This is a genomic window from Pseudomonas sp. P116 (assembly GCF_020149425.1).
Classification (GTDB): domain Bacteria; phylum Pseudomonadota; class Gammaproteobacteria; order Pseudomonadales; family Pseudomonadaceae; genus Aquipseudomonas; species Aquipseudomonas anatoliensis.
The window spans coordinates 96,361-110,106 of record NZ_JACVHB010000003.1; the positions used below are offsets into that span (position 1 = coordinate 96,361).

Here is a 13,746-nt window from a genome sequence, read left to right on the forward strand (position 1 = left end):
CCTTCCCAAGGTTATCCACAGCGTGATCCCCGCCGTTTGTGCGCAAGTCGTTGAATGCTGGCGGTTTTTTGATCAACTCCGGCAAGGCCACGCAGGACGTGGCCTTCAGGGCAGTCTCTACAGGTTATCCACAGGCAGGTGCACGTTTAAACTGGATAACCCGATTAGCGTTAAACCTCTGTGCGTAACACCAGATCCACCATCAAATCGTCTGCCAGGGTTTCCAGGCGCGACTGCAAGACATCCAGCGACAACGTCAACGGCACCGCCAGAATCGCTTCGGCGTGAAACAGCGGCTCACTGCTCATCGGTGCCGGACGCACTTCGGTCACCAGCCGTTCAAGATTGACGCCCTGCTCGCTCAGCAGGCGAGTGATGTCGCGCACAATCCCGGGGCGGTCATTGCCCACCAGTTCCATCGCAATCGGTTTCCAGGTGCAGGACTGCTCGATCCCGCTTTCGGCGATCAATACGCGAATGCCATGAGTCGACAGTGCTTGTAGGGAATCGACTAATTCGTCGTAAGCCTCTGCCGGCACACCCACCCGCAGAATCCCGGCGAACTGCCCGGCCATTCGCGACATACGACTTTCCAGCCAGTTACCGCCATGTTCGGCGATGCATTGGGCGATGCGCTCGACCTGCCCGGGTTTGTCCGGGGCGAAAACAGTGAGTACGAGATGGTCCATGGCGCAGCCCTCTTGTCATGACTTTTGTTATGGAAGGGCAAGTATAGGCAAGCCCCGGAATTGAGCAGCAATGCTCCAAGTGAGCGCATACCTGTGGCGAGGGGGTTTATCCCCGATGGGTGGCGAAGCCGCCCCCGCTTTCTGGCAGATACACCGTGCAGGCAGGTTTCACGACAGCTGCGCAGCCGCGGGGATGAATCCCCTCACCACAAAAGCGGGTACACCCAGACTGCCCCATAGCAGCCCCACAGCATTTATGTGTACAACTTTCGATATTTAACTGGAACAATCCAATGGTTTTTTGAGAACATCCTGTTCCGCGCCGTGACCGCAATGCGTCATGGGGTCGCAGAACGACGTAATTAGTCTGATTTTCACAAGCGCAACTCATCATGTAGTATGCCGCAGCGCGCACTACATAACGCTGGATCGATGTCTGCCCAAGGCATGTTCGCAATCCTGAAAGCCCCGTCAGCAAGGCCCCAAGCCGTTGATTGGTCCCAGCCCAGCCGCCAGCAATGGCATGTACTGGTCGGCAGGTTTGTGGTTTAAATGGCCAGAGGCTTCATTGGTAAATTGAAGAGCTGAAAAGCGAAATAGCTGAGCAGAGTGAGGCAAGCAATGACTGAACACGTTCAAGTCGGTGGCCTGCAGGTCGCCAAAGTCCTGTTCGACTTCGTGAACAACGAAGCCATTCCCGGTACCGGCCTCACCGCCGACAAATTCTGGGAAGGTGCCGACAAGGTCATTCACGACCTGGCACCGAAGAACAAAGCCCTACTCGCCAAACGCGATGACTTCCAGGCGCGTATTGATGCCTGGCATCAGCAACGTGCCGGTCAAGCGCACGACGCCGTGGCCTATAAAGCCTTCCTGCAAGAAATCGGTTATCTGCTGCCAGAAGCGGCTGATTTCCAGGCAACGACGCAAAACGTCGATGACGAAATCGCCCGTACCGCTGGCCCGCAACTTGTTGTGCCGGTGATGAATGCGCGCTTTGCCCTCAACGCCTCGAACGCTCGCTGGGGTTCGCTGTACGACGCCCTCTACGGCACCGACGCGATCAGCGAGGACGGTGGCGCGGAAAAAGGCAAAGGCTACAACAAGGTGCGTGGCGACAAAGTCATCGCCTTCGCCCGTGCTTTCCTCGACGAAGCCGCGCCACTGGCTGCCGGCTCCCATGTCGATTCGACCGGCTACAAAATCGCTGACGGCAAACTGGTGGTCACCCTCAAGGGCGGCAGCAACAGCGGTCTGCGTAACGATGCACAGCTGATCGGCTTCCAGGGCGACGCCAACGCGCCAATCGCGATCCTGCTGAAAAACAACGGTCTGCATTTCGAAATCCAGATCGATGCCAGCACCCCCGTCGGCCAGACCGACGCGGCCGGCGTCAAAGACGTGCTGATGGAAGCCGCGCTGACCACCATCATGGACTGCGAAGACTCCGTGGCGGCCGTCGATGCCGACGACAAAGTAGTCATCTACCGCAACTGGCTCGGCCTGATGAAGGGCGATCTGTCGGAAGAAGTCGCCAAGGGCGGCCAGACCTTCACTCGCACCATGAACCCGGATCGCAGCTACACCACGGTCGATGGCGGCGAAGTGACCCTGCATGGCCGTTCGCTGTTGTTCGTGCGCAACGTCGGTCACCTGATGACCATCGACGCGATCCTCGACAAAGACGGCAACGAAGTGCCGGAAGGTATCCTCGACGGTCTGGTGACTTGCCTGGCGGCGATGCACAACCTCAACGGCAACACCTCGCGCAAGAACACCCGCACCGGTTCCGTCTACATCGTTAAACCGAAGATGCACGGCCCGGAAGAAGCCGCGTTCACCAACGAGCTGTTCGGCCGTATCGAAGACGTGCTGGGCCTGAAACGCAACACCCTGAAAGTCGGGATCATGGACGAGGAGCGCCGTACCACGGTCAACCTCAAGGCCTGCATCCAGGCGGCCAGCGAGCGTGTGGTGTTCATCAACACCGGTTTCCTCGACCGCACCGGCGACGAAATCCACACCTCCATGGAAGCCGGCCCGATGGTGCGCAAGGCCGACATGAAGGCCGAGAAATGGATCGGCGCCTACGAGAACTGGAACGTCGATATCGGTCTGAGCACCGGCCTGCAAGGTCGTGCGCAAATCGGTAAAGGCATGTGGGCGATGCCCGACCTGATGGCGGCGATGCTCGAACAGAAAATCGCTCACCCACTGGCCGGTGCCAACACCGCCTGGGTGCCATCGCCGACCGCCGCTGCGCTGCACGCGCTGCACTACCACAAGGTCGACGTGTTCGCCCGTCAGGCCGAATTGGCCAGACGTGCTCGCGCTTCGGTGGACGACATCCTCACCATTCCGCTGGCGGTCAATCCGAACTGGACACCAGAGCAGATCAAGAACGAACTGGACAACAACTCCCAGGGCATTCTCGGCTACGTGGTGCGCTGGATCGACCAAGGCGTGGGTTGCTCGAAAGTGCCGGATATCAATGACGTCGGCCTGATGGAAGACCGTGCGACGCTGCGTATCTCCAGCCAGCACATCGCCAACTGGCTGCGCCACGGGATCGTCACCGAAGCGCAAGTGATGGAAAGCCTCAAGCGCATGGCGCCGGTGGTCGATCGTCAGAACGCCAACGACTCGCTGTACCGTCCGCTGGCTCCGAACTTCGACAGCAACATCGCCTTCCAGGCGGCGGTCGAACTGGTGATCGAAGGCACCAAACAGCCGAACGGTTACACCGAGCCGGTTCTGCACCGTCGTCGTCGTGAGTTCAAGGCTGCCAACGGCCTGTAATTCTGCGTAGACGCTGGATATGAAAAAGCCCTGATCTTTGGATCAGGGCTTTTTTTGTGAAAGCAGAATCAAAAGATCGTCCGATCGCGGCCCGAGCCTTCGGCAGCTCCTACAGGTGATCCCATGTAGGAGCTGCCGAAGGCTGCGATCTTTTGATCTTGATCTTCACACGCTCCGCGTTGGAATGATCGGGTGGCGCTAAGGCTCAATCCCCAATTCATGTTTGACCAACCCCAGCAACTTGGCGGTATCAATCGGTTTGAGCAGAAAGTCCACCACACTCAAATGCATCGCCGCGATCGCGTCTTTCACATCGGCATCGCCCGACACAATGATGATCGGCATCGCCGCCCGCACCGATTCGCGCACCTGTCGAACCAGATCAAGCCCACCGACGTTGCCCATGCGCAGATCAGTGATGACGAGCCCGATCGAAGGTTTCTCATCGAGCATCTTCAGTGCGGTTTCGCCACTGGCGGCGGTCATGCAGCGAATGCCGTCCAACGCCAGTATCTCCGCGAGCAGCTCGCGGGCGTCCTTGTCGTCATCGACGATCAGTACACGCTGCGGCGGCAGGTCGGGTTCGAGCATTACAGCGCTGAGCGCTTCACGCTCGGCGTCGCTCAAAATATCGTGGTCGGACATGGCGTTCTCTACATTTCCCAATCAATCACCTCGCTCAGTCGTCAGACATCGCCAGGCAGAGCTTCAATGTGCACTTCGTCGGATTTATTTCCAATAGCCGGGCGGACGAATTTCCGACTGAATGTGTAGGTCACTTCCCAAATATGCCCAACAGCATCGCCAACCTAGACTTACGTCCAATGGGCACCCCGGTCGCAGGGGTCGACCATGGCTGCAACGATCCGACAACAACAATTCGAAAAAGACTGCGGTAATGGTTATGAGTAAAGCGGACGCCTTCACCCAGGCAGGGAAAACCGCGGTGTTGCAGAACATTCAGGGCACTCTGCAATTCCTCCAGCGCTTCCCGCCCTTCAATCAGATGGAACACGCCCACCTCGCCTACCTGGTGGAGCAGTGCCAGCTAAGGTTTTATGGCCAGGGCGAGAGCATCATCAAGCCTGCCGACGGCCCGGTGGAATACTTCCATATCGTCAAACAGGGCCGCGTGGTCGGCGAACGTCCGCACACGGCCAAGGGCGGCACTGAAACCACGTTCGAAATCACCACCGGCGAATGCTTTCCCCTGGCCGCGTTGCTGGGCGAGCGGGCAACACGTACCGAGCATCTGGCCGGTGAAGATACTTTCTGCCTGCAACTGAACAAACAGGCGTTCATCAAACTGTTCGCCCTCTCCAGCGCCTTTCGCGACTTCGCCTTGCGCGGGGTCAGCAGCCTGCTCGATCAAGTCAATCAGCAAGTCCAGCAGAAAGCCGTGGAAAATCTCGGCACCCAATATTCGCTGAACACCCGTCTCGGCGAGTTGGCGATGCGCCATCCGGTGACGTGCAGCCCCGACACGCCACTGCGTGAAGCGGTGAAGCTGATGCACGAACAACAGGTTGGCAGCATCGTCGCGGTGGATGAGCACAAGGCGCCGCTGGGCATTTTCACCCTGCGCGATCTGCGCCACGTGGTGGCCGAAGGTGTCGGCGATTTCAGCGAAGCCATCGAGCGCCACATGACCCGCGCGCCGTTCTATCTGTCGCCGGATCACAGCGCCTTCGATGCCGCCATTGCCATGACCGAACGGCACATTGCCCACGTCTGCCTGGTCAAGGATCAGCGCCTGTGCGGCGTGGTATCCGAACGCGATCTGTTTTCCCTGCAACGGGTCGACCTGGTGCATCTGGCCCGGACCATCCGCAGCGCCCAGCGCGTCGAACAACTGGTGACCCTGCGCGGCGAGATCGGTCAATTGGTCGAGCGCATGCTGGCTCACGGTGCGTCCTCGACGCAGATCACGCACATCATCACCCTGCTCAACGATCACACCGTGTGCCGGGTGATCGAACTGACCCTCGCCGAAAAAGGTGACCCGGGGGTGCCGTTCAGTTGGTTGTGTTTCGGCAGCGAGGGCCGGCGCGAGCAAACGCTGCACACCGATCAGGACAACGGCATTCTCTTTGACGCGCGAGATGCGGCGCATGCAGCGGAGATTCGCGGCAAGCTGCTGCCGATTGCCCAGCAGATCAACCAGAGCCTGGCGCTGTGCGGCTTCACGCTGTGCAAGGGCAACATCATGGCCGGCAACCCCGAGCTGTGCCTGTCCCGCGCGGAATGGGCGCGGCGTTTTGCGTCGTTTATCCGCGAGACGACGCCGGAGAACCTGCTGGGGTCGAGCATCTATTTCGATCTGCGCGTGGTGTGGGGCGATGAACAGGGCTGTGCGCAATTACGCCGGGGGATTCTCGATCAGGTCGCCGATAACCGTTTGTTCCAGCGCATGATGGCCGACAACGCCCTGCGCAATCGCCCGCCAGTGGGGCGCTTCCGTGAATTTGTGCTGGCGCGCAAGAACGGCGAGAAAGCCACCCTCGATCTGAAAGTCCAGGGCCTGACACCGTTCGTGGATGGTGCGCGATTGCTCGCGCTGGCCAACGGCATCGATGCCAACAATACGTTGGAGCGCTTCCGTCAGTTGGTGGAGAAGGAAGTCATCGAGCGACTCGACGGCGCGGCATATGAAGAGGCTTATCACTTCATTCAGCAAACGCGCATGCAGCAGCATCAGATCCAAAGCCGCGAGAACCTGCCGTATTCCAACCGGGTCGATCCCGACAGCCTCAATCATCTGGACCGGCGCATCCTGCGTGAATCTCTGCGTCAAGCCCAACGTCTGCAAAGCAGCCTGACGTTGCGGTATCAGCTATGAGTCTGTTTTCGTGGCTGCGTCCGGCCAGCCCGGTGCTGCCGGCTGATCTGCAACAGCGTCTGGCGAGGCTGCCGGCGATCAATCAGCTGGGCGATTGCAGCCTGCGCGAACAGCGCTGGGTGGTGCTCGACCTGGAAACCAGCGGGCTGAACCTGAACAAGGATCGGCTGTTGTCGATTGGCGCCGTGGTGATCGAGGACGGCGCGATCGACTTCAGCCAGCAGTTCGAGCGCACGCTGCAATGCCCCCAGGTGAAGCTCGGCGCCAGTGTGTTGATCCATGGCCTGGGGCCGAACGCGATCGCCGCCGGCAGCGACCCGGCCGAGACGCTGGTGGAATTCATGGAGTTTGTCGGTGACAGCCCGGTGTTGGCGTTTCATGCCCCGTTCGATCAGCACATGCTCGGACGGGCGCTGAAAGAACATCTGGGGCACAAATTGCAGCATGTGTTTCTGGATGTCGCCGACATCGCGCCGTTGGTGTGCCCACAGGCGAACATTCGCGAAGCCGGGCTGGATGAGTGGATCGATTGGTTCAAGCTTGAAGTGTTCGAGCGGCACAATGCGAGTGCCGATGCACTGGCGACGGCAGAGTTGGCGTTGATACTGTTCAGCCGGGCGCGGGGGCAGCAGATTCATAGTCCGCTGAATTTGCAGCAGCGGTTGAGCCAGTGGAAGCGCAGGCAACAGGCGCCCTCTTTCTGACTTTAAACAACACACTCCCTGTAGGAGCTGCCGAAGGCTGCGATCTTTTGATCTTATAAACAGCAAAATCAAAAGATCGCAGCCTTCGGCACCTCCTACACAGGGCAGCACCCGACCAGTGGCCAATTGCTAACCATTCCCACCTCTGCCAGAATCGCGAACAATTCGCGTTAGTTAATATTTCCCAATCGGTGATGTCCGGTGTCGTCAGTCCCAAGCCCTCACAGTGAGCTCGTCGGTGCGATGTATCGCGACCATCGCGGTTGGCTGCTGGCGTGGCTGCGGCGCAATGTGGCGTGTCCGCAGCGTGCCGAAGACCTGAGCCAGGACACTTTCGTGCGCCTGCTCGGCCGCGATGAGCTACTGACACCGCGCGAGCCCCGGGCCTTTCTGGTGGCGATCGCCAAAGGGCTGCTGTTCGATTACTTCCGCCGCGCCGCGCTGGAACAGGCTTACCTCACCGAACTGATGCTGATCCCCGAAGGCGAACAACCGTCGGTGGAAGAACAGCAACTGATCCTTGAAGACCTCAAGGCCATCGACCGCCTGCTCGGCAAACTGTCGACCAAGGCCCGCGCCGCTTTCCTTTATAACCGCCTCGATGGCCTCGGCCATGCCGAGATCGCCCAGAAGCTCGGCGTGTCGGTGCCGCGCGTGCGCCAGTATCTCGCTCAAGGCATTCGTCAGTGCTACATCGCGCTGTACGGTGAGCCAACATGAGTCCGGCCAGTTCCAGACCCGTACCGGCGCATGTGCTGGACGCGGCGATAGCCTGGCAACTGACCCTTGATTCCAGCAGTCCGCTAGAGCGCGAAGAATTTGCCAAGTGGCATGCAGCCCATGAAGAACATGCTCGCGCATGGCGCCAGTTGGGCATGCTCGATCAGCGTTTCAGTGTCGCCAAAGGGCCGGCCCGCAGTGCGCTGCTGCAATCGCGCGAAAGCATTCGCCGCCGCGTGCGCAAATTAGGCAGTGGTCTGGCCAGCGTTGTTGCGGTGGTGGGTCTGGCTCTGTTTGCCGGTGAACGCTATCTGCCGCTCGATTACTGGCTCGCCGACCAGCGTACCGCCACCGGCGAACAGCGCACTGTGCGGTTGGCCGACGGCACTTTGCTCAACCTCAATACCCACAGCGCCGTGGACGTGCGTTTCGATGAGAAGCAGCGCCTGATTGTTTTACAGGAAGGCGAAATCCTCATCGAAACCGCTCACGGCGACACGCGTCCCTTTATTGTCGAGACTCGCGAAGGCAGCATGCGCGCGCTCGGCACGCGGTTCCTGGTCAAGCGCGAGGAACAAGGCACGCGCCTGAGCGTGCTGCAATCGGCGGTGGCGGCACATACGCAATCGAACCCTGCAGAACAGATCCTGCGCGAGGGCCAGCAAGTGCTGCTGCGCAGTGACGGGCTTGGCTCGATTGTCGCCCTCACTCCCGGCGCCGATGCCTGGACACGCGGGATGCTGGTGGTCGACAACGCGCGACTGGGCGATCTGGTGCATGAACTGGGTCGCTACCGCCGCGGGCATTTGGGCGTGGCACCGGAAGTGGCCGATTTGCGCATTACCGGCAGCTTCCCGTTGCATGACACCGATATAGCCTTGAGCGCGCTGCTGCCGACCCTGCCGGTGCAGATCGAGCAGCACACGCCGTATTGGGTCACCGTGGCGAAGGCTGAGCCAAAGCCTGATTGATGCGGTGCCTGAGCGGCCGCCATCGCTGGCAAGCCAGCTCCCACAGGGTCTGTGCTGAGCATGAGTTTTGTGAACAGCACTGAAACCTGTGGGAGCTGGCTTGCCAGCGATGAGGCCCGCACAGTCTCCACTTCCAGTAAATCGAAATTATTTTCATCCAGCCCTATCACTTTTTGATTTTCATCCGGCACACAGGCAATTGAGAAATATTTTCATTCAGGAGCCGCCGTATGTCCCGTTCGCTAGACACCTTGTTGCGCCCCAGTTTGCTGGCGGTTGCCATTGCCCTCAGCTCCCCGCTGGTCAGCAGCCAACTGATCGCCGCTGAACAAGCGTCCAGCGTTCGCGCCTACAACCTGCCGCCCGCGCCGCTGTCGACCACCCTGAACCAGATCGCCAGCCAGGGCGGCCTCGCGCTGTCGCTGAACCCGGCGCTGGCGGCGGGCAAGACTTCGGCGCCCGTGAGCGGCAATTACGACGCCGCCGGCGCTTTGCGTGCGGCCCTGCGGGGTACCGGTCTGCAACTGGAACAAAGCAGCACCGGCACTTACACCTTGGTGGCTGTGCCGGAAGGCGTAATGGCGCTGCCGGAAACATCGGTCATCGGTGTAGAGAATCTGGAAACGGCCTGGAGCCCGGTCGAGGGCTACACCGCCACCCGCACCGCCGCCGGCAGCAAAACCGACACCGCACTGGTCGAAGCGCCACGTTCGATCTCGGTCGCGACCCGTCAGCAAATGGAAGACCGTGGCGTGCACAGCCTCGATGACGCCGTGCGCTACATGCCGGGCATCACCGCCAGCAGCTATGGCAGCGACACCCGGGCCGACTGGCTGCGCGTGCGCGGCTTCGAACCGACCCAGTTCCTCGATGGCCTGCCGCTGCCAAAAGGCGTCTACGCCAACCCGAAACAGGAAACCTGGAACCTCGACCGCCTCGCCCTGCTGCGCGGCCCGGCCTCGTCCGTCTACGGCCAGACCCCGCCGGGCGGCTTGCTGGACATGGTCAGCCGTCGCCCAAGCGATGTCGCCAGCAGTGAAATCCAGTTGCAGTACGGCAGCGACAACCACCGTCAAATCAACTTCGCCAGCACCGGCAAGATCGATGAAGCTGGCCAGTTCCTCTACGGCATCAGCGGCGTAGTACGTGACAGCGGCACGCAGGTCGACCACGTCGACAACAAGCGCTACAACATTGCGCCGAGCCTGACCTGGAACATCGACGACGACACCAAGCTCACCCTGCTGAGCCAGTTCACCCGCGACGATACCGGCATCACCAGCCAGTTCCTGCCGATTCAGGGCACCAAGATCAAATCGCCATTCGGTGATATTTCCCATCACAAAAATCTGGGTGATCCGGACTGGGAATACTACGACCGCACCTACTACGCGCTGGGTTACGCGTTCGAACATCGCCTGAACGATGTCTGGCAGTTCAAGCAGAACCTGCGTTACACCAAGTCGGATCTGTCGTTCCAGGCACTGACGGTTGGCTCGTATCCATTCACTGAAGTCGATGACCAGGGCAACGTCGGTCGCTCGTCCACGAGCGTCGATGAAGACATCAGCCAGTTCGCCGTGGACAACAACTTCCAGGCTGACTTCGCTACCGGTGACATCCGCCACACCCTGCTGCTGGGTCTGGATCATCAGCGCAGCAACACCAACTACACCTCGATTTTCGGCTTTTCGGATACCACTCCGGGTACCAACGTAATCAATCCGATCTACGGCCAGCCGATCGTGCGTCCGGCGCGCTCCACGGCGTTCTACGACTACAACCAGAAGACCTACCAGACCGGCCTGTACGTGCAGGACCAAATGGCCCTCGACCAGTGGCGCCTGACACTGGGCGGCCGTGAAGACTGGGTGCACACCAGCACTCAGTTCATCAACAGAGGCGATGCCACCAACACCCAGCGCGACAAGGCGTTCAGCGGCAACGCGGCGCTCAGCTATGTATTCGATTCGGGTTTCGTGCCGTACCTGTCGTACGCCGAATCCTTCCAGCCGACCACCGGCGCCGACGCCACCTCCACCGGTTCGCTCAAACCTACTGAAGGCAAGCAGTGGGAACTGGGCATCAAGTACCAGCCGCCGGGCAGCAAGACCCTGCTGAGCGCTGCCGTATATGACCTCACCCAAAAGAACGTCTCGGTCAGCACCTTCGTCGACGGCGTTTCGATCACCAGCCAGACCGGCGAAGTGAAAGTCAAAGGCCTGGAGCTGGAAGCGGTCTCCGACGTTACCGAGAACCTGAAAGTCATCGCCGCCTACACCTTGGCCAAGTCTGAAGTGCAGAATGGCGCCGACAAGGGCAATCGCCTGCAATTGATGCCGAATCAACAAGCCTCGTTGTGGACCGACTACACCTGGCACACCGGCGTGCTTGACGGTTTCGGCATGGGCGCCGGCGTGCGTTATACCGGCAACACCTACGGTGACAAGGCCAACACCTGGCTGGGCAAGGCGGACGCCTACACCGTGTTCGACGCGAGCGTGCATTACGACCTCGGCCGTCTGGACAACAGCCTCAAAGGTGCGTCGCTGGCACTCAACGCGACCAACCTGTTCGACAAGGAATACATTTCCACCTGCGACAGCTTCTACTGCTACTACGGCGACACGCGCAGTGTCGTCGCCAGCGCCACTTACAAGTGGTAAGCGACTGAGCTGAAACAGGCCCTGTAACCTGGCCGTCCCTCGCGGACGGCTTTGGTGTTTTTGAAGGTCATGAAATGAAAAGTAAAACAATTCGCCGCTGGTCGTTCATCCACACCTGGACCAGCCTGATCTGCACCGTGTTTTTGCTGATGCTGGCTCTGACCGGTTTGCCGCTGATTTTCAGCCACGAAATCGACCATCTGCTGGGTAACGCCCCCGAGTTGCGCGAGATGCCGGCCGACACGCCGCAGCTCAACCTGCAACAACTGGTCGACGCCGCGCAGAAACATCGTCCGGGCGAGGTCATGCAGTACTTCGGCTACGACGACGAAGAGCCGAATGCCGCATTCGCGATCATGGCGAAAACTGCCGACACCGAACCGAACTCCTCGCACACCTTCATGCTCGACGCGCGCACCGGCGAAGCGCTGGAAACTCCTTCGGCCAACGGCGGTTTGATGCTGTTCATCCTGCGCCTGCACGTCGACATGTTCGCCGGGCTGCCGGGCAAACTGCTGCTGGCGTTCATGGGTTTGCTGTTTGTCGTCGCGATTGTTTCGGGGACGGTGTTGTACCTGCCGTTCATGCGCCGGTTGAAATTCGGCACCGTACGCCAGGACAAATCCACGCGCCTGCGCTGGCTCGATCTGCATAACCTGATCGGCGTCGTCACCCTCACGTGGGCGCTGGTCGTGGGCGTGACCGGCGTGATCAGCGCCTGCGCCGACCTGCTCATCGCCGCTTGGCGCAACGATGCGCTGACCACGCTGATCGCACCCTATCGCGATGCACCGCCGCTGACGCACCTGGCCCCCGCCACCCGATTGCTCGACATTGCCGGCGAAGTCGCCCCCGGCATGAAGCCGGATTTCATTGCCTTCCCCGGCACGCGTTTTTCCAGCGAGCACCATTACTCGGTGTTCATGAAGGGCGGCACGCATTTGACCTCGCACCTGCTGACGCCGGTACTGATTGACGCCACGACGTTGAAAGTCACCGCCGTAGCCGAACGCCCGTGGTACATGGACGCCATGGGCATGTCGCAGCCGCTGCACTTTGGCGACTACGGCGGCATGCCGATGAAAATCCTCTGGGCGACGCTCGATGTGCTGACGATCATCGTGCTCGGCAGTGGCGTGTATCTGTGGGTGGTTCGGCGCAGGGCGGCCAAGCCTGTGCTGGAAACGACGGAGGCGTCTGCATGAAGCCGCGTCAGTCGAATTTCTGGAAAGTATTCAGCACGCCGCTGGTGATTGCGTTGCTCAGTGCGGCGGGGTTGTTTGCGGCGTTGTTGGGGGATGGTATCTGGGATGCGTTGAGCTGGATCGGACTCGGCGTGCCGGCCTTCCTGGCAATACGCGGCTTCCTGCCGAAAAGATGACCGTGTAGGAGCTGCGGCACGCTGCGATCTTTTGATTTTGATCTTGAATGCAGGATCAGGATCAAAAGATCGCAGCGTTCCGCAGCTCCTACAGCTAACCTTCTGATCTTCGACGACCACCGAGGTTTGCCAATGTCCGCCCCCAGCATGACCCTGTTCCACAACACGCTCTCCCCGTTCGTACGCAAAGTGATGGTGTTGCTGCACGAGACCGGTCAGCAGGATCGCGTTGCGTTGCAAGACTGCGTCCTCAGCCCGGTCAGCCCGAGTGCCGCGCTCAATGGCGACAACCCGTTGGGCAAGATTCCGGCCCTGCGCCTGGCCGACGGCAACGTCATCCATGACAGCCGCGTCATCCTCGAATACCTCGATCACCAGCACGTCGGCAACCCGCTGATCCCCCGCGAAGGCTCGGCCCGCTGGCGGCGCCTGACCTTGGCCTCGATGGCCGACGGGATCATGGATGCATCAGTAATGGTGCGATATGAACTGGTGCTGCGCGCGCCGGAAAAACACTGGGACGAGTGGCTCGACGCGCAACGCGACAAGATCCGTCGCGCGCTGGCCCTGCTGGAAAAAGACGCGATTGCCGAGCTGACCAGCCATTTCGATGTCGCTGCGATCAGCGTCGCCTGTGCCTTGGGTTACCTCGATTTGCGCTTCCCGGACCTGGGCTGGCGCGAGGCCAATCCACAACTGGCCAACTGGTTCTTTGAAGTCAGTCAGCGACCGTCCATGATCGCGACCATGCCCAAGCCCTAAGTCTGCTGCGCCTGTCCCGGCCTCATCGCTGGCAAGCCAGCTCCCACATTGGATCTGGGTGTAACAGAGATATCTGTTTCATCACAGAACCTGTGGGATCCGGATGTGACAGAGAAATCTGCTTCTGCACAGGACCTGTGGGAGCTGGCTTGCCAGCGATGGCACCACCTAGGTTGCGGCGGTAGTGACGCAAAAATCAGCGTCACCAGCACCTC

Annotated in this window: 11 protein-coding genes; 9 read left to right on the forward strand and 2 right to left on the reverse strand. The window is 60.2% G+C overall.

Going from position 1 to position 13,746, the window contains the following annotated elements:
• Positions 1-170 precede the first annotated feature (170 nt).
• Positions 171-689 carry a glycine cleavage system protein R gene (locus tag ICA15_RS10865; protein ID WP_042561426.1) on the reverse strand — a complete coding sequence of 173 codons (519 nt, stop codon included), beginning with the start codon at positions 687-689 and terminating at the stop codon, positions 171-173.
• 621 nt (positions 690-1,310) lie between these two features.
• On the opposite strand from ICA15_RS10865, the gene ICA15_RS10870 reads away from it, so the two are divergent.
• Positions 1,311-3,488, forward strand: a complete 2,178-nt coding sequence (locus tag ICA15_RS10870; protein WP_210553519.1) for a malate synthase G — start codon at positions 1,311-1,313, stop codon at positions 3,486-3,488.
• A gap of 198 nt (positions 3,489-3,686) precedes the next feature.
• On the opposite strand, the gene ICA15_RS10875 is transcribed toward ICA15_RS10870, so the two are convergent.
• Complete coding sequence (locus ICA15_RS10875; RefSeq protein ID WP_150593683.1) at positions 3,687-4,133, reverse strand: response regulator; 447 nt, start codon at positions 4,131-4,133, stop codon at positions 3,687-3,689.
• Positions 4,134-4,386: 253 nt separating this feature from the next.
• On the opposite strand from ICA15_RS10875, the gene ICA15_RS10880 reads away from it, so the two are divergent.
• From ICA15_RS10880 to ICA15_RS10915, 8 genes are all read left to right on the forward strand, one after another.
• Positions 4,387-6,327, forward strand: a complete 1,941-nt coding sequence (locus tag ICA15_RS10880) for a putative nucleotidyltransferase substrate binding domain-containing protein (RefSeq protein ID WP_210553518.1) — start codon at positions 4,387-4,389, stop codon at positions 6,325-6,327.
• A complete protein-coding gene (locus tag ICA15_RS10885) occupies positions 6,324-7,031 on the forward strand; it encodes a PolC-type DNA polymerase III (RefSeq protein WP_150617768.1) in 708 nt (235 codons plus the stop codon). Before ICA15_RS10880 ends, ICA15_RS10885 begins: the two co-directional genes overlap by 4 nt.
• A 243-nt stretch (positions 7,032-7,274) precedes the next feature.
• Positions 7,275-7,751, forward strand: a complete 477-nt coding sequence (locus tag ICA15_RS10890; RefSeq protein ID WP_215729662.1) for an RNA polymerase sigma factor — start codon at positions 7,275-7,277, stop codon at positions 7,749-7,751.
• The gene (locus ICA15_RS10895; RefSeq protein ID WP_210553517.1) at positions 7,748-8,722 is read left to right on the forward strand and encodes a FecR domain-containing protein; all 975 of its coding nucleotides are present in this window, start codon (positions 7,748-7,750) and stop codon (positions 8,720-8,722) included. Before ICA15_RS10890 ends, ICA15_RS10895 begins: the two co-directional genes overlap by 4 nt.
• A gap of 230 nt (positions 8,723-8,952) precedes the next feature.
• Positions 8,953-11,388, forward strand: a complete 2,436-nt coding sequence (locus ICA15_RS10900; protein WP_210553516.1) for a TonB-dependent siderophore receptor — start codon at positions 8,953-8,955, stop codon at positions 11,386-11,388.
• 74 nt (positions 11,389-11,462) lie between these two features.
• The gene (locus tag ICA15_RS10905; protein WP_150601875.1) at positions 11,463-12,593 is read left to right on the forward strand and encodes a PepSY-associated TM helix domain-containing protein; all 1,131 of its coding nucleotides are present in this window, start codon (positions 11,463-11,465) and stop codon (positions 12,591-12,593) included.
• The gene (locus ICA15_RS10910) at positions 12,590-12,769 is read left to right on the forward strand and encodes a hypothetical protein (protein ID WP_150617771.1); all 180 of its coding nucleotides are present in this window, start codon (positions 12,590-12,592) and stop codon (positions 12,767-12,769) included. Before ICA15_RS10905 ends, ICA15_RS10910 begins: the two co-directional genes overlap by 4 nt.
• A 132-nt stretch (positions 12,770-12,901) precedes the next feature.
• The gene (locus tag ICA15_RS10915) at positions 12,902-13,531 is read left to right on the forward strand and encodes a glutathione S-transferase (protein WP_210553515.1); all 630 of its coding nucleotides are present in this window, start codon (positions 12,902-12,904) and stop codon (positions 13,529-13,531) included.
• Positions 13,532-13,746 lie beyond the last annotated feature (215 nt).